Origin of the sequence: Bacteroides xylanisolvens XB1A, assembly GCF_000210075.1 — a bacterium.
In the GTDB taxonomy this organism is placed as follows: domain Bacteria; phylum Bacteroidota; class Bacteroidia; order Bacteroidales; family Bacteroidaceae; genus Bacteroides; species Bacteroides xylanisolvens.
Window position 1 is genome coordinate 1,233,555 of record NC_021017.1, and the last position, 23,775, is coordinate 1,257,329.

Here is a 23,775-nt window from a genome sequence, read left to right on the forward strand (position 1 = left end):
GTATTAGGAATGTATAAGGTATATAGAAAAATAATCTTAGCCTGCTTGTTATTGATTGTTGCCAGCACGGTCTGCGGTCAGCGTGTGACGCAAACGATCAACGATGGTTGGAAGTTCTCCCTCTTTGAGGGAGACGCGTCCACTGCTGACTTTGATGTGTCCGGTTGGACTGACGTTTCCATTCCTCATACTTGGAATTCAAAAGATGCAGAAGATGAAATCCCCGGTTATTTCCGGGGAAAAGGCTGGTACAGGAAAGCCGTGACAGTGGAGGAACTGATTGCAGGTCAAAGAGTTTATCTTTGTTTTGAAGGAGCCAATCAGGAGACAAATGTATTTGTGAATGGAAAGTTGGTAGGGAATCATAAAGGTGGTTATTCTGCTTTTACGTTTGATGTGACTGACTATGTTCATACCGGACGCAATCTGGTAGCAGTGAGTGTTGACAACTCTTATAATCCGGATATTGCTCCTCTTTCGGCAGACTTTACTTTCTTCGGCGGACTTTATCGGGATGTTTATCTGGTGTATACTTCGCCCGTGCAACTGTCTACCACCCATTATGCTTCCAGTGGAGTATATCTCAAAACTGTTGGAATAACAGACGCTCAAGCGGAAGTGTGTGCAAAAACATTCTTGTCCAATGCTTTGAAAAGTAATCAGGCATTGATTCTTGAAACGGAGATTTTGGATGCAGACGGCAATAGAGTGGCACTTTCCGCAAAGAAAGTGAATGTGAAGGCAGGAGAGAAGAATGTAGCCTTTGAAGCGTTGATGACTATTGCGCAACCCAAACGGTGGGATGTTGATTCTCCTTATTTATATAAGGTGTATAGCCGTTTGAAGAATAAAAAGGGAGAAGTTCTCGATTGCGTTGTTAATCCGCTGGGAATCCGTGAATATCATTTTGATGCGGAGAAAGGTTTTTTCCTGAACGGAAAATATCGGAAATTGATTGGTACCAGCCGGCATCAGGATTACAAAGGAATGGGGAATGCCTTGCGGGATGAAATGCATATCCGGGATATACAGTTGAGTAAGGATATGGGAAGTAATTTCCTGCGAGTGGCTCATTATCCGCAAGATCCGGTTGTGATGCAGATGTGTGATAAGTTGGGGCTGTTGACTTCGGTTGAAATTCCGATTGTAAATGCCATTACTCAAAGTAGGGCGTTTATGGACAACTGTGTGGAACAGGCTACGGAAATGGTTTGTCAGAACTATAATTATCCGTCTGTCATCATTTGGGCTTACATGAATGAAGTGCTTTTGCGTCCTCCCTTTAATCCTGACAACAAGAAAGAACGGGCGGAATATATGAAGTTTCTTCATCAAATAGCTTCGGCTGTTGAGGCGCAGATCAGAAGTCTGGACTCGGAACGCTATACCATGTTGCCTTGTCATTCTGCTTCCCAAATCTATCAGGAAGCAGGGATTACTGAATTGCCGATGTTATTGGGATTTAATCTTTATAATGGATGGTATGGTGGTAATTTGGACGGATTTGAAGAGAAACTGGAAGAACTTCACAAGGAGTTTCCTCATAAACCGTTGCTTATTACCGAATATGGGGCGGATGTAGATACTCGTATTCATTCTTTTTCGCCGGTGCGGTTTGATTTTAGTTGTGAGTTTGGTTCTGTCTATCATGAACATTATTTGCCTGAAATTCTAAAGAGGGATTATATAGTGGGGGCTATGGTCTGGAATTTGAATGATTTTTATTCCGAAGCCAGAAGAAATGCTATGCCTCATGTGAACAATAAAGGGTTGGTAAGTACGGATAGAGAACGTAAGGATGGATATTATCTTTATCAGGCTTATCTGAAAGAGTCACCTGTCCTGCATATTGCTTCTAAATCTTGGAAGAATAGGGCAGGAGCCAGTCGGGATGGAAAGAGTTGTACGCAACCGCTGAAAGTTTATACTAACGCGGATAAGGTGGAGGTCTTTTTGAATGGAAAAAGTTTGGGAGTATATCCGGTAGCAGATAAGGTGGTTTCCGTGGACATTCCTTTTGTAAACGGAAAGAATGTGGTGGATGCTGTGATTGAAAAGGAGGGACGTGAATATCGTGACCAGTATGTTTGTGATTTTAAATGTGTCAATGTGAAGAATGGCTTTACGGAAATCAATGTATTACTGGGTGCTCGACGCTATTTTGAGGACCGGATAGCAGAGATGTGCTGGATACCCGAACAGGCTTATGCAGAAGGTTCATGGGGATATATTGGTGGGGAAGTGGCTCCGAACAAAACTCGTTACGGTTCTTTGCCGGCCAGCGATACAGATATACTGGGGACGGATCAGGATCCTGTCTTCCAGACACAGCGAGTAGGCATTGAAGCTTTTAAGGCAGATGTACCGGATGGTGTTTATGCTGTATATTTGTATTGGACAGAACTTACTTCTGAAAATAAAAGAGAGGCTTTGGTGTATAATTTAGGAAATGATGTGGTGAGGGAGGACTATATTAACCGGGTATTTTCTGTGGATATAAATGGAGTATCTGTTGCCAAGCAACTGAATATTGCAGAAGAATACGGTTCCGAACGTGCGGTTATTAAGAAATATATTGTTCCGGTTTCACAAGGAAAGGGGCTTGTTGTTCGTTTTGGAGCGGTGGAGTCTGTGCCCATTTTAAATGCAATACGAATCGTAAAAGAATATTAGATGATGAAAAATAGTATAGTTATATTGTTTTTACTGCTGTTATCCCAGTTTGGTTATGCCCAGGGACGTACATTTAAGGTCACTGCCCGTCCGTGGGTGAAAGGACAGAAAAATCTGCCTTGGAAAGAGTATGATACCCGTACTATTGCTCAATTGGATGGGTTCAAACCTACTGGTAAAGTACGTGTGAATAAGTATGGAAGTGATTTGGATGCTTCCAGGCATCGGGCTACAGGATTTTTCAGGGTAGAACGTATCGGAGATCGATGGTGGATGATTGATCCCGATGGGTATCGGCATTTGCAGAAAGTGGTGGTAGGAGTACGTTTAGGTACTTCCGAACGCAATAAACAAGCAATGCTGGACAAATTCGGTACGGAGGAAAAATGGATCGAAGGAACGGCACGGATGATTCATTCGCTGGGCTTTTCCGGGGCCGGCTCCTGGAGTAATGAAGAAGCTATTGCCTCTTACAATGCCTCTCATAAGGAGGTACTGACTCGCTCAATCATTCTGAACCTGATGAGTGGATATGGGAAGAAACGAGGAGGAACTTATCAGTTACCTGGTAATACGGGATATCCTAATCAGTGTATTTTCGTTTTTGACCCGGAGTTCGAAACCTATTGCGATGAGATGGCACAAAAACTGGTCGCAAATAAAACGGATAAAAATATCATCGGCTATTTTTCGGATAATGAATTGCCGTTCGGGCCGAAGAATCTGGAGGGGTATCTGACTTTGAAGAATCCCAATGATCCGGGAAGATTGTATGCAGAATCCTGGTTGAAACAGCAGGGTATTACTTTGCAACAAATTACGGACGAACATCGGGAAGAGTTTGCGGGAGTAGTAGCGGAACGATACTACAAAGTGGTGTCGGAAGCGATTCGGAAGTATGATCCCAATCACCTTTATTTAGGTAGTCGTCTACATGGAAAACCTAAGTTTGTCCGCCAGATTGTGGAAGCGGCAGGCAGGTATTGTGATGTCGTTGCTATTAACTACTATGGTGCATGGACACCGAATGAGAAGACCATGAAGCATTGGGGCGAATGGGCTCAAAAACCTTTCATCATCACGGAATTTTATACGAAAGGAATGGATTCAGGGCTGGCAAACACAACAGGGGCAGGTTTCACCGTTCAAACCCAGCAGGAACGTGGATATGCCTACCAGCATTTTGTTTTAGGATTATTGGAAAGTGGGAATTGTGTCGGATGGCATTGGTTCCGTTATCAGGATAATGATCCGACGGCAAAAGGGGTAGATCCTTCGAATCTGGACTCTAACAAGGGACTGGTAGATAATGAATACAATTTTTATAAACCGTTGGCTGATGCTATGAAAGAATTGAATATCAACGCTTATCGTTTGGCTGACTGGTTCGACCAACAATCAACTAATAATAAATAAAATACATACCATGAAAAAACTATTTATATTGGGAACTTTTCTGTTTATAAGTTCTATTCCTATGGTGTCTTGTACGGATGATGATGATAAAGATCCTAATTTTATGCCTCCTGACATAGTGATGGGAGGGGGAGATGTAGAGTCGGAATATCCGGAGGATTTGCCTGCTCCCGGAGCTTCTGTGATGTATACTCCGTCATTAAATGCCAATATGTATCGCCCTATCAGTGTTAAGTATTCCAGTGCTTATCCGCCTATATCTAGTTGGAAAACAGAGAATACACGTATTATTGCGTATATGGACGGGTATAAGCCGGCTATTAAAACGTTGAAAGCGTATCAGGAGTCGGTTAATAAATACGGAAGTTCGACTACACTTCCGAAACAGGCGGCTACGGGAAGATTTTATACGAAGAAAATAGACGGACGTTGGTGGTTGGTTGATCCGGAAGGTTGTCTGCATCTGGAACGTAGTGCGACTTCTTTGCGTAAGGGAACTTCCAGTCGTAATAAAACGGCCTGGAATAGCAGGTTTGGAACTGACGAAAAATGGTTGTCTACTACTCAACGTGAATTGAGTGAGATCGGCTTTCACGGTACAGGTGCTTTCTGCACAGGAACTTATTCACTGATTCAGACTCATAATGCTTCCAATCCGAGCAGTCCGTTAACTTTGGCGCCTTCATTTGCTTTTTTAAGCCAGTTCAAGAGTGCGAAGTCTTATAATTATCCCGGAGGAAGCGATGATAACGCGGCAGGTCTTGTGTTTTATAATGGATGGACTGAATGGTGTGAATCATATTTGGCAGGTAGTGCTTTCGCAGATTATTTGCGGGATCCTAATGTGCTAGGTTTCTTTTCTGATAATGAGATAAACTTCTCTTCAAACAGTTCCCGGATTTTGGATCGTTTTCTGGCTATCAGTAACTCAAGTGATCCGGCTTATGTTGCGGCGAAAGCTTTTATGGATTCTAAAGGTACGCAAAGTGTGACGGATGACTTGAATAATGAGTTTGCCGGGATTGTAGCAGAGAAATATTATAAAGCAGTGAAAGAGGCAGTGAAGAAAGTAGATGATAAGTTGCTTTATCTGGGAACTAGATTACATGGAACTCCTAAATATATGGAAGGAGTAGTGAGAGCTGCCGGAAAATATTGTGATGTTATTTCTATCAACTATTATAGTCGTTGGAGTCCTGAACTGACAACAGCGATTGCTGATTGGGCTAATTGGGCGGACAAACCGTTTCTTGTAAGTGAGTTTTATACGAAAGGGGTGGAGGACTCTGATCTGAATAACCAGTCGGGAGCCGGATATTCTGTCCCTACACAAAACGAGAGAGCTTATGCTTATCAGCATTTTACATTAGGATTGCTTGAAGCTAAGAATTGTATCGGATGGCATTGGTTCAAATATCAGGATGATGATGGTACGGATAATTCGTCGAAACCTGCTAATAAAGGTCTTTATGATAATTCTTATCAACTCTTTCCTTATTTATCTTTCTTTGCCCGCGAATTGAATTTTAATGCGTATGATTTGATTCAGTATTTTGATAAATAGGTGTTTGTTTCTATATAATATTTGAGAGGAAAAACAAAGTGCGAATTTTACAGGATTAGTTTTGATTAAAGCTATACTGCAAAATTCGCACTTCTTATTTTTAAATGAATAATCAATGTCTTATCAGAGTAGAGTATCATCTGATAGACAAATGAATATCGGTAGTGAAAAATTAGTTATGTACTAACGTACCTATCTCTTCTCCACTGATAACCTTCTTTAAGTTGCCTACTGTGTCCATATCAAATACGACGATTGGCAGATTGTTTTCTTTGCACATACAAGTCGCTGTCAAATCCATGACTTTCAAACCACGTTTCAGTACTTCATCGTATGTAATATCGTCGAATTTGGTAGCGGTAGGATCTTTTTCGGGGTCAGCTGTGTAAATACCATCTACACGAGTACCTTTCAACATAACGTCTGCTTCGATTTCTATGCCTCTAAGTGAAGAACCGGTGTCAGTAGTAAAGAAAGGATTTCCCGTTCCAGCGGACATAATGACTACTTCGCCGTTCTCCATACATTCGATAGCTTTCCATTTACTGTAGAATTCACCGATAGGTTCCATCCGGACTGCTGTCAACACACGTGCCTTTACACCGGTAGCCACAAGAGCAGAACTTAGAGCGAGACTGTTGATTACGGTAGCCAACATTCCCATTTGGTCTCCTTTCACACGATCAAAACCTTTATTGGCTCCGCTTAGTCCGCGAAATATATTGCCTCCTCCGATAACGATACCAATCTGTACCCCTTGCTGGTGGATTTCTTTGATTTGTTCAGCATATTCTGCCAGTCTTTTTTCATCAATGCCATATTGCTTTTCGCCCATTAAGCTCTCTCCACTAAGCTTTAGTAAGATTCTTTTATACTTTGCCATACCTTTTGCTTTTTATTGTTTGCCGCAAATATAGAGATAATTTATCGGATAGCCTCACCGGGATACGATTACTTTTTTCATTATTTGTCTTCCCAAAAGGGTTTGTACAATTCCCCGCAATGAAAGATAAACGAGAAAAGCCAGCCACAGGGCGTGATTTCCTAAAAGGGGATGGAAAGCGTAATAGACTCCAAAGAAGCTGGCAGAGGCAACTAACATGGAGTAAAGCATCTGCCGGGTAGCAGTGGCACCGATAAAAATGCCATCCCATAAGAAAGCGGAGAAACCGGCTAACGGAATAATGAGTGCCCAGTAAAAATAAGTGTCTGAAGCGCTGATTACTGAAGTGTCATTGGTTAGTAATCCCAGGAATTCTTTTCCGCCAGCTGTATAGAGAATCGTGAATACCAGTGAAAGACCGAATCCCCAATAGAAAAGGTGATGCACTGTGTTACGTAAGCCTGTTTGGTTTTTGGCACCAATGTAACGGCCGGTCAGTGCTTCACCGGCATAAGCAAATCCGTCCATAATGTACGAAAACAAGGTAAATAATTGCATGAGCAAGGTGTTTACGGCTAATACGATTTCTCCTTGGGCGGCCCCTGCAGAGGTAAAAAATATAGTGACTATAACAAGGCAGAGGGTACGGAAGAATATGTCCCGGTTGACTTGAAAGAAACGGTACATGGCTTGTTTCTGTATGATTTCTTTCCATATGATTCGTTTTTTAAGCACACTATAGTAACGCATGTATAACAAAATAGCCATGAAGAAACCTGCATATTGGGCAATTAAAGTCCCTGTTGCCACTCCTGCTACTTTCATGTCCAATAAGTAGACAAAACATAGACTGGCTACAATGTTGACAATATTTTGAGTAATAGCGATATACATGGGAAAACGTGAATTCTGCATCCCGATAAACCAGCCGGCGAATCCATAAAGCCCTAATGTGGCAGGAGCTCCCCAAATGCAGATGTAGAAATAGGTTGTTGCCAGTTGCTTGACCTCCGGTGTGGTTTGTATCAGTGTAAATGCCAGTTTCAGGATAGGGTATTGGAGTATCAACAGGCAAAGTGCTATAAATAATCCTACTCCAACAGAACGTAGTAGTAACCGGGTGATTTCGTTTAAATCATGCTGACCGTACGCTTGTGAAGTCATTCCGCTTGTTCCCATGCGCAGGAATCCAAAAATCCAGTAGATAATATTGAATAACATTCCCCCTACTGCAATGGCTCCAATGTACGCCGGAGAACCGAGATGTCCTACAATCGTGACATCGATAAGTCCCAGTAGCGGAACGGTAATATTCGATATAATCGATGGGATGGCTATCTGTAATATTCGTCTGTTTACGGAGGATTTTTTTTTATCTGTCATTGTATAAAAACACTTTTATCAATTTGATTGTTCTTTTCGCGAACAAAGGTACATTTTTTATTTTTTTATTGTATCTTTGTGTGTCACGAACTAAATAGCAATCAGATGGATTATGAGGACCTTAACTATTTTTCTTATCTCTTTATTTTCATTGCCGCTGGTACTGAATGCGCAGTCGGTTGATGAGATGTTACAAAAAGTGTCTGCTGCCATTGAGGCAGGGCAGAATGGGCAGGCTGTGAGCTATTTCCGGCAGACAATCGCTCTGAATATAGACCGTACGGAAATGTATTATTGGACGAATGTAGACAAGAACAGTGAAATTAGCTCCAAACTGGCTACAGAATTAGCGCTTGCCTATAAAAAGAATCGGAATTACGACAAAGCCTATTTATTTTACAAGGAATTACTGCAAAAGGCTCCTAATAATGTAGATTGTTTGGAAGCTTGCGCAGAAATGCAGGTATGTCGCGGGCAGGAGAAAGATGCTTTGCGTATGTACGAAAAAATATTGCAACTTGAGGCGGATAATCTGGCGGCTAATATCTTTTTAGGAAACTATTATTATTTGACAGCAGAACAGGAGAAAAAAAAGTTGGAGACGGATTATAAAAAACTTTCTTCTCCCACTAAAATGCAGTATGCCCGCTACCGGGATGGATTATCGAAGTTATTTACTACCCGGTATGAGAAAGCGCGTAACTCTTTGCAGAAAGTGATTTTGCGTTTTCCATCAACAGAAGCTCAAAAGACATTGGATAAGATATTGAGGATAGAAAAAGAGGTGAATCGCTAAGCGATTCACCTCTTTTCAATTATATTCAATTTGTTATTTTATAGTGCGTATTGGTAAATCCAAAGGTCCTTCATTAAGCGCTCGGGTATCAATGTCTCCTTTCTTCGGTCCGGGTATCAGAGGACTATAGGATAAGACATGTCTGATACGTTCACGTTGATTTTGAGTGAATTGGTTTGAATAACTAATAGCATAATCCATGATATTATAAGAGATAAACTCTATACCATTACATCCTGTTCGTTTTACCAAATTTTTAAATGTGTATTTTTCTCTCTCATTTTCATATATGTAATCACAATTGCTCTCATACTCTTGTTTATTATAGCTTTTAGTATCTTTGCAATAATCCGTATCTTCACACGTGCCATTATCGGTTTCGGCAAAGACATGATGCAGTCCTAGGTAATGTCCTAATTCATGAGCTAGCGTGACAGCAATGTCTGCTGTACTATATTCTGTTGGAGTAGATTCTTCATTAATATATAGGCTATTAATGGAGACACATAGTGGGAATTGTAAATTTGCTAATGTTAGATGAGAGCGGTCTGTTTCACCAAGCCCTTCTAAATAATGCTCGCCTGTAGTAGAAAAAGGAATATGAGAGATACCTAATGTTACTGAATTTGAATTCGGTTCAGTTGTAAAATTATAAACCATGATGTTGATATATGAGTTCGGATCCCATAAGTATTTTACATATTTTCCCGAATTATCCTTCATAAAAGTTTCACAATCGATAGGGTATGACTCTGACCATTGGATATATTCTACACCAGGATTGGGTAATGTTTCTCCATTTTTATCTGTTGTTGCCAATGTAAAAGTAAGATTCATGTCTACACTGTTATTCTTGCTTTTATACAGATTGTTCACTTTGTCTAGTATATGGGATAAACGGCTTGAATTTACTTTTTGTAGAGAATTCTCATTTTCTTTATACAATACATGAAAGATTACAGGGAGTTCATAATGGTATTCTTCAGCTGTATTGGTAGAGCCATTTTGGATGATTTGAACAGTTTTGCTAACCTTATGACTTATGATAGTGACAGTTGCTGTTCTGGAATTAGATTCCAGATTTGCATTAATAGATAAGATTAACTTTCCATCGTTTTCTCCTTTTTGTGTACTGGGGATACACCATTGTTTATTACTTGTTACAGTCCATGAGGAACTACATGTAATATCTATCGTTAATGATTCACCACTTGCGCTGATGTTATCAAACTTCGATTCTGATATATTCAATGTTGCAGAATCTGAATCATCGCATCCTATTAATACCCATAACAATGGAAGAAGGAAAATTAGTCTTGTTTTCATAAATGAAAGAATTTTATATAAAAACGCACGTTCCAAAGATAATGTTTTGATCTGGAATAGAATAGCTTATTTCAGTAAATATTCTACTTCCTTAAACATGTACCCTCTTTTAATCAGCTTCTCATCTTCTAATATTAATCTTCCTTCAGGTTCTACACAAACGATTCGTGCAAGAAATTCTCCATTGGCATCTTTATATTGATGCATTCCTTCCCTTCTGAAAAGAGATTTTTCATATTGACAGGCTATTGATGTTGTATCGCCTTTTTTGAGCAAACTATAATAAGATTGGATACGCAGCATGATATTTTTCAGTATTTTGAATAGGTCATGCTCTTCTTCTGTGATTTGTAGTAGTGAAACGGGGTTAGGAGCAGAACTGTGAAATATCTCTTGATTAATATTAATTCCGATTCCTGCAATACTTTGACTGATGTTCCGCCCCATCAGATCGTTTTCTATCAACATCCCACATATTTTTTTTTCTTTCCAATAAATATCATTCGGCCATTTGATAGAAATGTCGGTGGTATAGGTATCCAATTCTTCTTTAATAGCTAAAGATATAATCTGTGAAATAAGAAACTGACGTCGTGCTTCCAAAAACTCGGGGAAGATAACGGTGCTGAAAAGAAGATTCTTGCTAGGATCTGATTCCCACGAATTTCCACGCTGTCCCCGACCGGAAGTTTGAAAATCGGCGACAACGACAGTTAGTTCCTCCACTTTCTGTTCAGAACAGAGAGATTGCAGATAATTGTTGGTAGAGTTCGTCTCGTTGATATGAATCAATGAAACCGGGAATGTATCAGGGGAGAGCATCATATTCTGCGCGTAACTTTTTAGTAAATTTCTTGATTACCTCATCATAAGAGTGGTCAATAAGCTCTTTCATCAATTTATCGTCTACGTCACTGTCAAAGCGGACACTATTCCAGTACTTTTTATTAAAATGATAAGCCCCTTCAATTCCCGAATAATGTTCACGCAATTCGATTGCTTTCTCCGGATTACATTTTAGTGCGATGTGATTAGCCTCTTCCAGGTCAATGAGAGCAAACATCTTGTTCATTACCTTTACAACCAGTGATACATCATCGAAAGGAAAAGATTCGGTGACTCCTTTCTTGTTCAAGCAGTATTCTCTGACAGTTTCTACATTCATAATGAATTAATAATTATAGTATGTTTTCATAATTGGTTATATCATAAATTAAAGCGCAGATTGCACGAATTTCACGGCTTTTATAATGATGAATATCTAAATCCACAGCTTTCTTTAATATAGAGGAGGATAAAACGCTTCCTCTATGTGTTCAACCTTGAAACTCCCGTCGTTGCCTACTACAGTGATGATATCGAAGCGTACAGGAGTGTCAATCTGAAACAATCTGATATAGGCATCTGCTGCACGTACTGTACGTTTTATTTTGGGTAAATCTACAGCATCTTCCGGGGCTGCAAACAGAGTGTCACTGCGCGTCTTCACTTCTACTACAATCAGTTCATTGTCTTTTGCAGCTACAATGTCCAGTTCGAAATGTCCTCTTCTCCAATTCCGGTCACGAATAAGATAACCTTTCTGCTCAAGATAAGCTACGGCGGCATTTTCTCCGGATTTTCCTAAATCATTATGTTCAGCCATCTTTTTTTGCAAATTTACTGCTTTTATTCTTTGTTTTTACAGAAGTAAAAGTAATTTTGCAGAAGATATGAGAAAAAGGAGTAAGAAGTGCCTGAAAATGCATGCCGAGTGTACCAAAAGGGAACGACGGATGAGCATTTTATTGAGCGACGAAGAACAGCTGATTGTAGATCGTTATCTTGAGAAATATAAGATAACGAACAAGTCACGTTGGCTTCGTGAAACAATTCTCATGTTTATCCATAAGAATATGGAAGAAGATTATCCCACCCTTTTTGGTGAACATGATATGAGACGATAGTTGAAAATTAAAAATTAAAGCGGGGAATGCTGGACGATATTTACTTCATGAAACAAGCTTTGATAGAGGCAGGTAAGGCTGCCGAGCGGGGAGAAGTTCCCGTTGGAGCTGTCGTGGTTTGTAAAGAGCGGATTATTGCGCGTGCCCATAATCTCACAGAAACATTGAATGATGTAACGGCTCATGCCGAGATGCAGGCTATTACGGCTGCTGCCAACGTGCTTGGTGGTAAGTATTTGAACGAATGTACCCTGTATGTTACCGTTGAGCCTTGCGTGATGTGCGCAGGGGCTATTGCTTGGGCACAAACAGGCAAGCTTGTGTTTGGTGCCGAAGATGAAAAACGCGGCTATCAGAAATATGCCGGTTCGGCTCTACATCCTAAAACAGTGGTTGTAAAAGGGATAATGGCTGACGAATGTGCTGCACTAATGAAAGAGTTCTTTGCTGCGAAACGGAAATGAAAGCAGTGTAATGGCTATTTGATTTCCTCAAAATCTACATATTCGCCATCATCCTGGGTGAATATTTTTTTATGTCTTTTCTCCGGAACATTCTCGGAATATATTTCTTCTTCATCATCATTTGAACGGCGATTCGTTTGGTTATAGCTTTGTTGGCTTGTACGTCCTGATTCCGTTTGTTTCGGGCGGGATGAAGAAGAACTACGTCCTAATCCGAAAATCGTTCTTAGTATGAAGCCGACAATAGAAAGGCCAAATACGAAAATGGCAATGATAAAAATGAGTATGAATAAAAGTATATGCATCGGACTATGATTTTTATGTTGTTACTTTGATAAAACTCATAGTACAACAAACGTGCCAAGAGATTGTTTATTTACTTTTTCTTGTAAAAAGTGAAAGTAAAATATACCATACAATAATGGCGGCAAAACTGCTAATTCCAAGAAATAGAAGAAGAGGAATGCAGATAATCAGGAATATAAAACTGATTTTGTTGTCATTCCATGACAGGTTTTTAAATTTCAAAGAAAACATCGGTATTTCTGATACCAGTAGTCCGGAAAATAGACAGACAAGTATAAGAAGGTAGACAGGATGGCAGTTGTCTGATATCAGGAAGTCATGTGCCCCTGCCACTAATGAGCCCCAAAACAGAGCATTGGCTGGTACTGGGAGTCCGACAAAAGAGCTGGTCTGCCGTGTGTCATTGTTGAATTTAGCCAGGCGCAAGGCAGAAAAAACAGAAATCAAGAATGCCAAATAGGGTAGATAAGGAGCGATGAACTCCATATTTGCCGGATAGTACATTTCTTTGAACAAGGAGAATACGATCAGTGAGGGAGCAACTCCGAAGCTGACATCATCTGCCAATGAATCCAGGTCTTTTCCGATAATGGAATGTGCATTGAGTGCACGAGCCAACAATCCGTCAAAGAAATCAAAAATAGAACTTAAAGCGATGAAAAGTAGAGCCAGTTCATATTTTGCTTCAAAAGCCATGACACAAGCAATACAACCGGAGAAAAGGTTCAGGCAGGTTACGGTATTCGGAATACTATTTTTAATAACGTTTGTCATTGTGACAGAATTATTTAAGTTTGGCGATAACCGTTTGGTTACCGGTCGTTAATTGTCCCATTTTTACACAAATCTCCGTGCCAATGGGTAAATACACATCCACGCGGGAACCGAATTTGATAAATCCCATGTGTTCGTCAATATAACATTCTTCTCCTACTTCAGCGTAGGTGACAATACGGCGTGCCACTGCTCCGGCGATTTGCCGGGTGAGTATTTCCACTCCTTCCGGAGTTTCGATCACTACCGTAGAACGTTCGTTTTCTGTGCTGGCTTTCGGCAGCCATGCTTTCATAAAATTGCCATTATGATGCGCTACCTTTTTAATAGTACCATCTACCGGATACCAGTTGGCATGTACATTCACGATGCTCATAAAAATAGATACCATTAAGCGGCGGTCATGGAAATATTCGTTTTCATCCACTTCTTCGATGACGACGATTTTTCCATCGGCGGGTGCTACGACAATCTTTTCAGTGTCCTGCCCGAAGAGACGGATCGGACATCGAAAGAAATTCACCATCAGCAGATAGACTGCTATACTCGCTACTGCTACCACATAAAAAGGTATTTTGCAATCGATTCCCCAATAAAGAGCTGCATTAATCAATAGCAATAGCAAAAAGCTTGCCCATAATATATGTGTTCCTTCGCGGTGAATACGTATTTTCTTCAATTTCTTTAGTCGGCCCATGAATGCTGTTTAATGATATTGTCTGCAAAAATATACTTAATTTAAAAAATCAGCAAGTAAATGAGCATAGAAATGCGAATGTTGATAACTTTTTGAGGATTATTTTTGTTTATAACCCAAGAGGTAGTAATTTTATGCCTTCAAATTAACTACTTATCATTATGCAGGATTTCGTTCATTTACATGTCCATACTCAATATTCTCTGTTGGATGGTCAGGCTAGTGTAGCTCGTCTGGTCGATAAAGCCATGCAAAATGGGATGAAGGGTATTGCCGTGACCGATCATGGAAATATGTTCGGTATTAAGGAATTTACGAACTACGTTAATAAAAAGAACAGCGGTCCGAAAGGTGAAGTCAAAGACCTGAAGAAGCGAATTGCAGGAATTGAGGCCGGCACAATAGAGTGCGCGGATAAAGAAGCGGAGATTGCTGCCTGCAAAGCTAAGATAGTGGAAGCGGAAAACAAGCTTTTCAAACCTGTCATCGGTTGTGAAATGTATGTTGCGCGCCGCACTATGGACTTAAAAGAAGGTAAGCCCGACCAAAGTGGTTATCACTTGATTGTATTGGCTAAGAATGAAAAAGGTTATCATAATCTTATTAAATTAGTATCGCACGCATGGACACGCGGATATTATATGCGCCCGCGTACTGATCGTAGCGAACTGGAAAAATATCACGAAGGACTTATTGTTTGTTCGGCCTGTCTCGGTGGTGAAGTGCCGAAGCGGATTACTGCCGGGCAATTTGCAGAAGCCGAAGAAGCCATACAATGGTATAAGAACCTGTTTGGGGATGATTATTATCTGGAGATGCAGCGTCATAAAGCGACTGTTCCCCGTGCTAATCACGAATGTTATCCGTTGCAGGTAAATGTGAACAAATATCTGATTGAATATGCTAAGAAGTTCAATGTCAAACTAATTTGTACGAATGATGTTCACTTTGTAGATGAAGAGAATGCGGAAGCGCACGACCGTTTGATCTGTTTGAGTACCGGTAAGGATTTGGATGATCCTAGCCGTATGCTTTATACCAAACAGGAATGGATGAAAACACGCGAAGAGATGAACGAACTCTTTGCCGACGTTCCCGAAGCGTTGAGCAATACGCTGGAGATTCTTGACAAGGTAGAATATTACTCCATCGACCATGCACCTATCATGCCTACTTTTGCTATTCCCGAAGATTTTGGGACGGAAGAAGGCTATCGGGCGAAGTTTACGGAAAAAGACCTGTTTGATGAGTTTACTCAAGATGAGCACGGTAATGTGGTATTGAGTGAAGAGGATGCGAAAGCAAAAATCAAACGCTTGGGTGGCTATGATAAACTCTATCGTATTAAACTTGAAGGAGATTACTTGGCGAAACTAGCTTTTGACGGAGCTAAGAGAATTTATGGTGAACCTCTGTCGGAAGAAGTCAAAGAGCGAATGAACTTTGAACTGTATATCATGAAAACGATGGGTTTCCCAGGATACTTCTTGATTGTACAGGACTTTATCAATGCGGCACGTAAGGAATTGGGTGTGTCGGTCGGTCCGGGACGTGGTTCGGCTGCCGGTTCGGCGGTGGCCTATTGTCTGGGAATTACGAAAATCGACCCTATCCAGTACGATTTGCTGTTTGAGCGTTTCTTGAATCCGGACCGTATCTCCTTGCCCGATATCGATGTGGACTTTGATGATGACGGGCGTGGAGAGGTACTTCGTTGGGTAACGAATAAATATGGTCAGGAAAAAGTAGCTCATATCATCACTTATGGTACAATGGCTACCAAGTTAGCTATCAAGGATGTTGCCCGTGTGCAAAAGCTGCCTCTATCGGAGTCTGACCGATTGGCTAAATTAGTGCCGGATAAGATTCCTGATAAGAAACTGAACTTGCGGAATGCGATTGAATATGTTCCCGAACTACAAGCTGCGGAAGCATCATCCGATCCGTTGGTACGGGATACGATCAAGTACGCTAAGATGCTCGAAGGTAACGTACGTGGTACAGGTGTACATGCTTGTGGTACGATTATCTGTCGTGACGATATCACCGACTGGGTACCTGTCAGCACTGCTGATGATAAGGAAACGGGCGAAAAAATGCTTGTTACCCAGTATGAAGGTTCGGTGATTGAAGATACCGGATTGATTAAGATGGACTTCCTTGGTCTGAAAACTTTGTCTATTATCAAAGAGGCCGTTGAAAATATCCGTTTAAGTCGTAATGTTGAAGTAGACGTCGATGCGATAGACATCTGCGATCCGGCTACTTATAAATTATATAGTGACGGACGGACGATTGGTACATTCCAGTTTGAATCTGCCGGCATGCAGAAATACCTGCGCGAATTGCAGCCTTCTACATTCGAAGATTTGATTGCCATGAATGCCCTTTATCGTCCGGGACCGATGGATTATATACCTGATTTTATCGACCGTAAACATGGGCGTAAGCCGATTGAGTATGATATTCCGGTAATGGAGAAATACTTGAAGGATACGTATGGTATTACGGTTTATCAGGAACAGGTGATGCTTCTGTCGCGTTTATTGGCGGACTTTACCCGCGGTGAGTCTGATGCACTCCGTAAAGCGATGGGTAAGAAGCTGCGTGACAAGCTGGACCACATGAAACCTAAATTTATTGAAGGTGGGCGTAAGAACGGGCATGACCCGAAAGTTCTTGAAAAAATCTGGACCGACTGGGAAAAGTTTGCGTCATACGCTTTCAATAAATCACATGCTACTTGTTATTCGTGGGTAGCTTACCAAACCGCTTATCTAAAAGCTAATTATCCTCCTGAATATATGGCTGCTGTGATGAGCCGAAGCTTGTCGAACATTACCGATATTACGAAACTGATGGACGAATGTAAGGCAATGGGTATTCAGACGCTGGGGCCGGATGTAAACGAAAGTAACCTGAAGTTTACAGTAAACCATGATGGTAATATCCGTTTTGGACTAGGGGCTGTCAAAGGTGTAGGTGAAGCTGCTGTTCATAGTATTATGGAGGAACGTAGTAAGAATGGTCCTTTCCTCGGTATATTCGACTTTGTGCAACGTGTCAACCTGAATGCCTGCAACAAGAAGAATATGGAGTGTCTGGCATTAGCCGGAGGGTTTGATAGTTTCCCGGAACTGAAGCGGGAGCAATACTTTGCTGTAAATTCTAAGGGTGAAGTATTTCTGGAAACGTTGATGCGTTATGGCAACCGTTATCAGGCAGATAAGGCAGCTGCTTTCAATTCTTTGTTCGGTGGTGAAAACGTTATTGATGTTGCAACTCCTGAAATTCCTCAAGGTGCAGAACGTTGGAGTGATCTCGATCGTCTGAATCGTGAGCGTGATTTGGTAGGTATCTATCTTTCTGCTCATCCGTTGGATGAATTTTCTATCGTATTGGAACATGTCTGCAATACACGGATGGCGGATTTGGAAGATAAAGCTGCACTTGTTGGTCGTGAAATAACGATGGGAGGGATTGTGACTAGTGTTCGTCGCGGAGTCAGCAAGAATGGAAATCCGTATGGTATTGCTAAGATTGAAGATTATTCCGGTTCTACCGAAATCCCATTCTGGGGAAATGACTGGGTGACTTATCAGGGATATCTCAACGAAGGAACGTTCCTATATATTAAAGCCCGTTGTCAAGCGAAACAATGGCGACAGGATGAATTGGAGGTGAAAATCACTTCTATGGAACTTCTTCCCGACGTGAAAGAAGAACTGGTACAGAAGATCACGATTATCATTCCTCTGTCAGTCTTGAACTCGGCTTTGGTTACTGAGCTTGCCACTCTGACCAAAGAACATCCGGGAAATACGGAATTGTATTTTAAAGTGACGGATGATGCCGATGTAAGTCACATGTCAATTGATTTGATTTCTCGTCCGATTAAGCTTTCGGTGGGGCGGGATTTAATAACATATTTAAAGGAACGTCCCGAACTGGGATTTCATATAAATTGATTATATTTGTGGCGAGAATAAGCTAACGAAATAACATTTAATAATTAATACTTAAAAAAATGGCTTTAGAAATTACAGACAGCAACTATAAAGAGGTTCTTGCAGAAGGAAAACCGGTTGTTGTAGATTTTTGGGCTCCTTGGTGTGGCCCATGCAAGATGGTGGCTCCTATCATTGAAGAATTGGCTGCGGAGTTTGAAGGACAAGTAATCATCGGTAAGTGCGATGTAGACGAAAATGGTGATATGGCTGCTGAATATGGTATCCGTAATATTCCTACTGTATTGTTTTTCAAGAACGGTGAAATAGTAGACAAACAGGTAGGTGCAGTTGGCAAACCGGTATTCGCAGAAAAGGTGAAGAAGCTTTTATAGTCGATAATACTTAATACTTATCACTTAATACTTAAAAAAATGGGACTGGAAGACGATTTTTTATTAGCAGATGCCGATGACGAAAAGACCATCGAGTTTATCAAAAACTATCTGCCTCAAGAACTGAAAGGGAAGTTTTCGGACGATGAATTGTATTATTTTCTCGATTTAATCGACGAGTATTACTCTGAAAGTGGTATTCTCGACGCTCAACCCGATGAAGACGGCTATGTTAACATCGATTTGGAAGAGGTTGTGGCTTACATTGTAAAGGAAGCCAAAAAGGATGAAATAGGGGAATACGATCCTGAAGAAGTCCTCTTTGTGGTTCAGGGAGAAATGGAATACGGAAACTCTCTGGGACAGGTGGACTAAACGACGTCCGGTCTCATTGCAGATAAAATTAAGATAAGGGGTGTGCTCTGTGAGTATACCCCTTTTTTTTGCGGGCTTTTTCTCAAACAGTTTTATGCTATGAGAAAAAGTTCTCACTATAATGAGAAAAAATACTCATTGCTATGAGAATTAATTCTCACTACAGTGAGAATAATCCCTTGCCTGAATAGTCTGAAACAGCGTATTCTGGTTATATTTCTTCCAATGCATAATACTGATAATCGCGAAGTATTGTCTGAAGAAATTTCTCTTGATTACCCTCACGGGGAGTAACGGAAAGTAATTCCTGTACTTTTTTGGCAAGTGCCGTGATACGTCTTGCCCGGTCTTTTTCGCTGGATTCCAAAGTCCGGGTAATTACATTCACTTGTTCGAGAGATAAATCAGCCGATTGCGGATATGCCGGATGATAATTTTGGGTCAGATAATCAAATTCATCCAGGCTGACATGTATCTTACGATAGTTTTTCTCTTTAATTACCATAGTGCCGGCAGCTAGATCCCCTAATCGTTGGTTGTTCTTATTCAATAAAACGACCAGAAGTCCAAGGCCACTTGTGATGGGACCATCAATTGGGAAAAGAAGCCATCGTAACAGATAAGAGCCGATGCTTGGAGTAGAACCGTCTACTTTTACGACACGGATATTGATGAGTTTTTTGCCAAAGCTCTGTCCGTGATTGAACATCTCGCAAAGAAAAGAATAACCGAGAATCGGTAAATAAACGACGCACAGAAAAAAGAACAAACTGAATCCTGACGGTAAACTTAATTTAGACAAGAGCGTAATAGTGGACAAGATGTAAAGCCCGATCAGAAAATAATCGATGATTAAAGCCATCAGTCGTTCGCCGATACTGGCGGGCGTTTGGCTGATACGAACGAATTGTCCGGTTATTATCGTAGATTCTGCCATTTCAGGTTAAACATTTTTAGGATTCCGTTGCAAATATATCATAATTCTCTTATTTTTGCTTCCGGTTTCGGACAAAACTTATCCGAAATCTATTGAAAAGCATGAAAGAAGTAACGTTTATTCGTCGGAACATTGAAAAATGGAAGGAGACAGAGAAAGTTGTGGAGCGGGCGGCAAGTCTGTCCCCCGACCAACTAGCCGATGCGTATACGGACTTGACAGCTGACCTGGCATTTGCCCAAACACATTTCCCAACTTCTCGTATTACTATTTATCTGAATAATCTGGCTTCAGCGTTGCACAACGAAATCTACCGCAATAAACGCGAGAAGTGGACACGGATTGTTACCTTCTGGACACAGGAAGTACCACGAACCATGCACGATGCACGGCGCGAATTACTGACTTCCTTTTTGATTTTTGTTGCCAGCGCATTAATCGGCGTATTATCAGCAGCGAATGACCCGGATTTTGTCCGGCTGATATTGGGAAACGGTTATGTGGATATGACACTCGACAATATTGCCAATGGTGAGCCGATGGCCGTATATAATGGTTCTTCCGAAGTACCGATGTTCTTGGGCATTACACTTAATAACGTGATGGTCTCTTTCAACTGCTTTGCAATGGGATTGCTGACCAGTTTTGGAACAGGGTATATGCTTCTCTCCAATGGTATCATGGTAGGAGCTTTTCAAACATTCTTTTATCAACACGATTTGTTGTGGGAATCCAGTCTTGCCATCTGGTTGCATGGAACGCTTGAAATCTGGGCGATTATCGTAGCCGGTGCCGCCGGATTGGCTTTGGGCAACGGCTGGCTGTTTCCCGGCACCTATTCTCGCCTGGAATCTTTCAGAAGAGGAGCGAAGCGAGGCTTGAAAATAGTGATCGGCACTGTTCCGGTATTCATTATGGCAGGCTTTATAGAAGGTTTTCTTACCCGGCACACAGAGCTTCCCGATGTGTTGAGGCTTGGCGTGATATTCACTTCTCTGGCATTTATTATATTCTACTATATTTATTTACCAAATAGAAAAAAACATGGAATCACAGAAACCTAAGATTGCGATGTATGTGAAACGTCCTTTCGGTGAGAAGTTGAACGCTTCTTTTGATTTTATAAAAGAGAATTGGAAACAATTGTTTAAGTATTCAACTTATCTGATACTCCCTATATGCTTAATTCAAGCCGCAAACTTTAGCGGTTTAATGGGAAGTATGACAGATATTACTGCTATGCAGGCGTCCGGAGGAATAAGTGATAATCCTTTAGCTGCTCTGGGACCTTCATTTGCACTGAATTATGCAGGAGTTATCTTTTTTTCATGTTTGGGAGCTTTGTTGATGACTTCCTTGATTTATGCGATGGTACGATTGTATAATGAACGGGAAGAACGTCTGAGCGGGATTGTATTCGGCGATATAAAATCGTTGTTGCTCCGTAATATTAAAAGACTGTTTTTGATGGGGATCGCCTGCAGCTTTTTATTCATCTTTGCGGTGATCTTTATTGTCTTATTGGCTGTATTGACACCTTTCACACTCATTCTGACCATCCCGCTTTTATTCGCCTTTATGGTTCCTTTGGCATTAATGGCTCCCATCTACTTATTTGAAGACATTTCGTTGGGTGAGGCATTTGCAAAAACATTCCGGTTGGGATTTGCTACCTGGGGAGGCGTCTTTCTAATTTTAATTGTGATGGGGATTATTGCCAGTGTGTTACAAGGAATCGTTTCTATACCCTGGTATGTGATCTATATTGTAAAAATGATCTTTACGATGAGTGACGGAGGTGCAACCTCTTCATCAGTCGGACTGAACTTTGCGCAATATTTGTTCTCTATCCTGATGTTGTATGGTTCTTACTTATCGGCTATATTCGGTATCGTCGGTCTGGTTTATCAGTATGGTCATGCATCGGAAGTGGTGGACAGCATAACGGTAGAAAGTGATATTGACAATTTTGATAAACTCTAAACCAAACCTCCACTAGATGAATCTCACTTCCCCGGCTGATACACTAGTCTGTGATACGGCGCAGATTGCCCTCTGGCAGTCTGATCCGGCATACAACTATAATTGTGAACTGATTACTCCGGAGATGAATGTCTTTGAGTGGATCAGTCGGCAGTTTGGGGAGTTGTTGCGTAAAATATTCGGCAGTCATTTTGCTGAAGAGTATTCAGGGCTTATCCTGGTATGTATTGCCATTCTTCTTTTATTGCTGATTGTTTGGTTTGTCTATCGGAAACGCCCGGAATTGTTTATGGTCTCGCATAAAAATGCGTTGCCTTATACAGTTGAAGAAGACACCATTTACGGAGTAGATTTTCCGGGAGGGATTGCGGAAGCGCTTTCCCGTCAGAATTACCGGGAAGCAGTACGTTTGCTCTATCTGCAAACTTTGAAACAACTTAGTGACGCTGAACGTATTGACTGGCAACTTTATAAAACGCCTACCCAGTATATCAATGAAGTCCGGCTACCGGCTTTCAGGCAACTGACCAATCATTTCCTGCGGGTACGTTATGGCAACTTTGAGGCGACGGAAGAACTTTTCCGGGTAATGCAGACCTTGCAGGAAGAAATAGAGAAAGGAGGCGTCTCATGAAAGGAAGTCGCTGGTTTATTGTCTTTATTGTCGCTTTTCTATTCATCATGTTTGCAATAGAATATCATTTGCCGAAGAATTTTGTGTGGAAGCCCACTTTCGGACATCATGACGAGCAACCTTTCGGATGTGCAGTATTCGATACCGTATTGTCTTCTTCTTTGCCACAGGGCTACACTTTTTCGAGGAAAAGTCTTTATCAATTGGAGCAGGAAGATACGACGCAACGCAGAGGTATATTGGTTATCTCTGATAATTTGCGATTGTCGGACGTCGATGTAAACGCTCTGTTGAAAATGGCGGAACGCGGAGATAAGATCATGTTGGTGAGTACCTTGTTCGGCAGATATTTGGAAGATACCTTGCAGTTCAGGTCTTACTATTCTTACTTCAGTCCGATGGCTTTGAAGAAATATGCAACTTCATTTTTGAAAAAAGATAGCTTGCATTGGATAGGAGATTCGACGGTTTATCCCCGTCAGACTTTCTATTTTTATCCCCAGTTGTGCTCCTCTTATTTTTGGGGAGATTCACTTCCGGAAAGGGTGTTGGCACAAAGAGTTTTTGAGTCGAATGAGTTCCGGTATGAAACAGAGGCGGACTCGTTGACAACGGATAGTCTTGTTTATATGCCTGTAGCGATGTCCCGTCGGTGGGGGAAAGGAGAAGTTATTTTAGTTTCCACTCCTTTGATTTTTACCAATTACGGAATGTTGGACGGCAAAAATGCAACCTATATCTTCCGTTTGTTGTCGCAGATGGGGAAGCTTCCCATCGTTCGCACGGAGGGGTACATGAAAGAAACGGCACAGGTGCAGCAATCACCTTTCCGTTATTTTCTGGCACATGAACCGCTTCGTTGGGCTTTGTATCTGACGATGATTACCATCATACTCTTTATGATATTCACAGCGAAGAGGCGGCAACGGGTGATCCCTGTTATTCACGAGCCGGCGAATAAATCTCTTGAATTTACCGAACTGATAGGCACGCTTTACTTTCAGAAGAAAGACCATGCGGATTTAGTTCGCAAGAAGTTTTCCTATTTGGCCGAAGAACTTCGGAGAGAGATTCAGGTGGATATTGAAGAAGTGGCCGACGATGAACGCTCTTTTCACCGGATTGCCCGGAAAACCGGAATGGATGCCGGAGAGATTGCTAAATTTATCCGCGAAGTCAGACCCGTGATTTACGGAGGACGTGTTATTGATGCGGAGCAGATGAAGGTATATATCGATAAAATGAATGAAATAATCAATCATATCTAAAGAAGAAA

The 23,775-nt window shown here is 41.2% G+C and carries 23 protein-coding genes; 13 read left to right on the forward strand and 10 right to left on the reverse strand.

Annotated elements, in window-relative coordinates; all coding sequences use genetic code 11:
* Positions 1–9 precede the first annotated feature (9 nt).
* Genes BXY_RS05130 through BXY_RS05140 form a run of 3 tightly spaced genes read left to right on the forward strand, consistent with a single transcriptional unit; the run spans position 10 to position 5,653 of the window.
* The gene (locus BXY_RS05130) at positions 10–2,673 is read left to right on the forward strand and encodes a glycoside hydrolase family 2 TIM barrel-domain containing protein (protein ID WP_195436542.1); all 2,664 of its coding nucleotides are present in this window, start codon (positions 10–12) and stop codon (positions 2,671–2,673) included.
* Positions 2,674–2,676: 3 nt separating this feature from the next.
* Positions 2,677–4,089 carry an agarase gene (locus BXY_RS05135; RefSeq protein ID WP_134993071.1) on the forward strand — a complete coding sequence of 471 codons (1,413 nt, stop codon included), beginning with the start codon at positions 2,677–2,679 and terminating at the stop codon, positions 4,087–4,089.
* Positions 4,090–4,099: 10 nt separating this feature from the next.
* Entirely contained in the window at positions 4,100–5,653 is a 1,554-nt protein-coding gene (locus BXY_RS05140) for a glycoside hydrolase family protein (RefSeq protein WP_015531351.1), read from the forward strand.
* A gap of 172 nt (positions 5,654–5,825) precedes the next feature.
* On the opposite strand, the gene pyrH is transcribed toward BXY_RS05140, so the two are convergent.
* Positions 5,826–6,536, reverse strand: coding sequence for a UMP kinase (gene pyrH, locus BXY_RS05145; RefSeq protein ID WP_004299207.1), 711 nt, complete (start codon positions 6,534–6,536; stop codon positions 5,826–5,828).
* Between the two features lie 54 nt (positions 6,537–6,590).
* A complete protein-coding gene (locus BXY_RS05150; protein WP_015531353.1) occupies positions 6,591–7,919 on the reverse strand; it encodes an MATE family efflux transporter in 1,329 nt (442 codons plus the stop codon).
* A 112-nt stretch (positions 7,920–8,031) separates the two neighbouring features.
* On the opposite strand from BXY_RS05150, the gene BXY_RS05155 reads away from it, so the two are divergent.
* On the forward strand, positions 8,032–8,715 hold the full coding sequence (locus tag BXY_RS05155) for a tetratricopeptide repeat protein (RefSeq protein ID WP_015531354.1): 684 nt from the start codon (positions 8,032–8,034) through the stop codon (positions 8,713–8,715).
* Positions 8,716–8,748: 33 nt separating this feature from the next.
* On the opposite strand, the gene BXY_RS05160 is transcribed toward BXY_RS05155, so the two are convergent.
* The 4 genes from BXY_RS05160 to BXY_RS05175 all read right to left on the reverse strand — a co-directional run bounded on the left by BXY_RS05160 (position 8,749) and on the right by BXY_RS05175 (position 11,686).
* Entirely contained in the window at positions 8,749–10,041 is a 1,293-nt protein-coding gene (locus BXY_RS05160; RefSeq protein ID WP_015531355.1) for a zinc-dependent metalloproteinase lipoprotein, read from the reverse strand.
* 66 nt (positions 10,042–10,107) lie between these two features.
* Positions 10,108–10,866, reverse strand: a complete 759-nt coding sequence (locus tag BXY_RS05165) for a biotin--[acetyl-CoA-carboxylase] ligase (protein ID WP_015531356.1) — start codon at positions 10,864–10,866, stop codon at positions 10,108–10,110.
* The gene (locus tag BXY_RS05170; protein WP_015531357.1) at positions 10,850–11,206 is read right to left on the reverse strand and encodes an MmcQ/YjbR family DNA-binding protein; all 357 of its coding nucleotides are present in this window, start codon (positions 11,204–11,206) and stop codon (positions 10,850–10,852) included. The genes BXY_RS05165 and BXY_RS05170 overlap by 17 nt, the downstream gene beginning before the upstream one ends.
* A gap of 114 nt (positions 11,207–11,320) precedes the next feature.
* Positions 11,321–11,686, reverse strand: coding sequence for a YraN family protein (locus tag BXY_RS05175; protein WP_015531358.1), 366 nt, complete (start codon positions 11,684–11,686; stop codon positions 11,321–11,323).
* A 67-nt stretch (positions 11,687–11,753) separates the two neighbouring features.
* Between BXY_RS05175 and BXY_RS05180 the strand changes: the two genes are divergently transcribed.
* Positions 11,754–11,987: a hypothetical protein gene (locus BXY_RS05180; protein WP_008025069.1), complete on the forward strand. Its 234-nt coding sequence runs from the start codon at positions 11,754–11,756 to the stop codon at positions 11,985–11,987.
* 26 nt (positions 11,988–12,013) lie between these two features.
* On the forward strand, positions 12,014–12,451 hold the full coding sequence (locus BXY_RS05185; RefSeq protein ID WP_008640836.1) for a nucleoside deaminase: 438 nt from the start codon (positions 12,014–12,016) through the stop codon (positions 12,449–12,451).
* Between the two features lie 14 nt (positions 12,452–12,465).
* Here BXY_RS05185 and BXY_RS05190 read toward each other — a convergent pair whose 3' ends face one another.
* The 3 genes from BXY_RS05190 to BXY_RS05200 all read right to left on the reverse strand — a co-directional run bounded on the left by BXY_RS05190 (position 12,466) and on the right by BXY_RS05200 (position 14,228).
* A complete protein-coding gene (locus BXY_RS05190; RefSeq protein WP_004316302.1) occupies positions 12,466–12,756 on the reverse strand; it encodes a DUF4834 family protein in 291 nt (96 codons plus the stop codon).
* A gap of 67 nt (positions 12,757–12,823) precedes the next feature.
* Complete coding sequence (pssA, locus tag BXY_RS05195; RefSeq protein WP_004316300.1) at positions 12,824–13,531, reverse strand: CDP-diacylglycerol--serine O-phosphatidyltransferase; 708 nt, start codon at positions 13,529–13,531, stop codon at positions 12,824–12,826.
* 10 nt (positions 13,532–13,541) lie between these two features.
* Positions 13,542–14,228, reverse strand: coding sequence for a phosphatidylserine decarboxylase family protein (locus BXY_RS05200; RefSeq protein WP_004316298.1), 687 nt, complete (start codon positions 14,226–14,228; stop codon positions 13,542–13,544).
* A gap of 161 nt (positions 14,229–14,389) precedes the next feature.
* Between BXY_RS05200 and dnaE the strand changes: the two genes are divergently transcribed.
* From dnaE to BXY_RS05215, 3 genes are read left to right on the forward strand one after another with little or no spacing between them, the layout of a single operon-like run.
* Positions 14,390–18,196 carry a DNA polymerase III subunit alpha gene (dnaE, locus tag BXY_RS05205; RefSeq protein ID WP_008640837.1) on the forward strand — a complete coding sequence of 1,269 codons (3,807 nt, stop codon included), beginning with the start codon at positions 14,390–14,392 and terminating at the stop codon, positions 18,194–18,196.
* A 59-nt stretch (positions 18,197–18,255) separates the two neighbouring features.
* Positions 18,256–18,570: a thioredoxin gene (trxA, locus tag BXY_RS05210; protein WP_004306576.1), complete on the forward strand. Its 315-nt coding sequence runs from the start codon at positions 18,256–18,258 to the stop codon at positions 18,568–18,570.
* A 39-nt stretch (positions 18,571–18,609) separates the two neighbouring features.
* Positions 18,610–18,945, forward strand: coding sequence for a hypothetical protein (locus BXY_RS05215; RefSeq protein WP_008640838.1), 336 nt, complete (start codon positions 18,610–18,612; stop codon positions 18,943–18,945).
* Positions 18,946–19,156: 211 nt separating this feature from the next.
* Here the strand turns inward: BXY_RS05215 and BXY_RS05220 are convergent, their stop codons facing one another.
* Positions 19,157–19,882, reverse strand: coding sequence for an RDD family protein (locus BXY_RS05220; protein WP_008640839.1), 726 nt, complete (start codon positions 19,880–19,882; stop codon positions 19,157–19,159).
* A 101-nt stretch (positions 19,883–19,983) separates the two neighbouring features.
* Here BXY_RS05220 and BXY_RS05225 point away from each other — a divergent pair, with 101 nt between their 5' ends.
* Genes BXY_RS05225 through BXY_RS05240 form a run of 4 tightly spaced genes read left to right on the forward strand, consistent with a single transcriptional unit; the run spans position 19,984 to position 23,767 of the window.
* Positions 19,984–20,946, forward strand: a complete 963-nt coding sequence (locus BXY_RS05225; protein ID WP_004316293.1) for a stage II sporulation protein M — start codon at positions 19,984–19,986, stop codon at positions 20,944–20,946.
* On the forward strand, positions 20,927–21,865 hold the full coding sequence (locus BXY_RS05230) for a hypothetical protein (RefSeq protein ID WP_015531360.1): 939 nt from the start codon (positions 20,927–20,929) through the stop codon (positions 21,863–21,865). The genes BXY_RS05225 and BXY_RS05230 overlap by 20 nt, the downstream gene beginning before the upstream one ends.
* A 16-nt stretch (positions 21,866–21,881) precedes the next feature.
* Positions 21,882–22,499: a DUF4129 domain-containing protein gene (locus BXY_RS05235; RefSeq protein ID WP_004316289.1), complete on the forward strand. Its 618-nt coding sequence runs from the start codon at positions 21,882–21,884 to the stop codon at positions 22,497–22,499.
* Positions 22,496–23,767 (forward strand): DUF4350 domain-containing protein, encoded by a 1,272-nt coding sequence (locus tag BXY_RS05240; protein ID WP_015531361.1) that lies wholly within the window; start codon positions 22,496–22,498, stop codon positions 23,765–23,767. Before BXY_RS05235 ends, BXY_RS05240 begins: the two co-directional genes overlap by 4 nt.
* The last annotated feature ends 8 nt before the right edge of the window (positions 23,768–23,775 follow it).

Bases quoted from the DNA above. Each gene is read 5' to 3' on its own strand.
- BXY_RS05230 (WP_015531360.1), top strand. From the start codon at position 20,927: ATGGAATCACAGAAACCTAAGATTGCGATGTATGTGAAACGTCCTTTC.
- pyrH (WP_004299207.1), bottom strand. From the start codon at position 6,536: ATGGCAAAGTATAAAAGAATCTTACTAAAGCTTAGTGGAGAGAGCTTA.
- BXY_RS05215 (WP_008640838.1), top strand. From the start codon at position 18,610: ATGGGACTGGAAGACGATTTTTTATTAGCAGATGCCGATGACGAAAAG.
- BXY_RS05165 (WP_015531356.1), bottom strand. From the start codon at position 10,866: ATGATGCTCTCCCCTGATACATTCCCGGTTTCATTGATTCATATCAAC.
- BXY_RS05140 (WP_015531351.1), top strand. From the start codon at position 4,100: ATGAAAAAACTATTTATATTGGGAACTTTTCTGTTTATAAGTTCTATT.
- BXY_RS05235 (WP_004316289.1), top strand. From the start codon at position 21,882: ATGAATCTCACTTCCCCGGCTGATACACTAGTCTGTGATACGGCGCAG.
- BXY_RS05225 (WP_004316293.1), top strand. From the start codon at position 19,984: ATGAAAGAAGTAACGTTTATTCGTCGGAACATTGAAAAATGGAAGGAG.
- BXY_RS05200 (WP_004316298.1), bottom strand. From the start codon at position 14,228: ATGGGCCGACTAAAGAAATTGAAGAAAATACGTATTCACCGCGAAGGA.
- BXY_RS05155 (WP_015531354.1), top strand. From the start codon at position 8,032: ATGAGGACCTTAACTATTTTTCTTATCTCTTTATTTTCATTGCCGCTG.
- BXY_RS05175 (WP_015531358.1), bottom strand. From the start codon at position 11,686: ATGGCTGAACATAATGATTTAGGAAAATCCGGAGAAAATGCCGCCGTA.
- BXY_RS05160 (WP_015531355.1), bottom strand. From the start codon at position 10,041: ATGAAAACAAGACTAATTTTCCTTCTTCCATTGTTATGGGTATTAATA.
- BXY_RS05220 (WP_008640839.1), bottom strand. From the start codon at position 19,882: ATGGCAGAATCTACGATAATAACCGGACAATTCGTTCGTATCAGCCAA.
- BXY_RS05190 (WP_004316302.1), bottom strand. From the start codon at position 12,756: ATGCATATACTTTTATTCATACTCATTTTTATCATTGCCATTTTCGTA.
- pssA (WP_004316300.1), bottom strand. From the start codon at position 13,531: ATGACAAACGTTATTAAAAATAGTATTCCGAATACCGTAACCTGCCTG.
- BXY_RS05135 (WP_134993071.1), top strand. From the start codon at position 2,677: ATGAAAAATAGTATAGTTATATTGTTTTTACTGCTGTTATCCCAGTTT.
- dnaE (WP_008640837.1), top strand. From the start codon at position 14,390: ATGCAGGATTTCGTTCATTTACATGTCCATACTCAATATTCTCTGTTG.
- BXY_RS05180 (WP_008025069.1), top strand. From the start codon at position 11,754: ATGAGAAAAAGGAGTAAGAAGTGCCTGAAAATGCATGCCGAGTGTACC.
- trxA (WP_004306576.1), top strand. From the start codon at position 18,256: ATGGCTTTAGAAATTACAGACAGCAACTATAAAGAGGTTCTTGCAGAA.
- BXY_RS05240 (WP_015531361.1), top strand. From the start codon at position 22,496: ATGAAAGGAAGTCGCTGGTTTATTGTCTTTATTGTCGCTTTTCTATTC.
- BXY_RS05130 (WP_195436542.1), top strand. From the start codon at position 10: ATGTATAAGGTATATAGAAAAATAATCTTAGCCTGCTTGTTATTGATT.
- BXY_RS05170 (WP_015531357.1), bottom strand. From the start codon at position 11,206: ATGAATGTAGAAACTGTCAGAGAATACTGCTTGAACAAGAAAGGAGTC.
- BXY_RS05150 (WP_015531353.1), bottom strand. From the start codon at position 7,919: ATGACAGATAAAAAAAAATCCTCCGTAAACAGACGAATATTACAGATA.
- BXY_RS05185 (WP_008640836.1), top strand. From the start codon at position 12,014: ATGCTGGACGATATTTACTTCATGAAACAAGCTTTGATAGAGGCAGGT.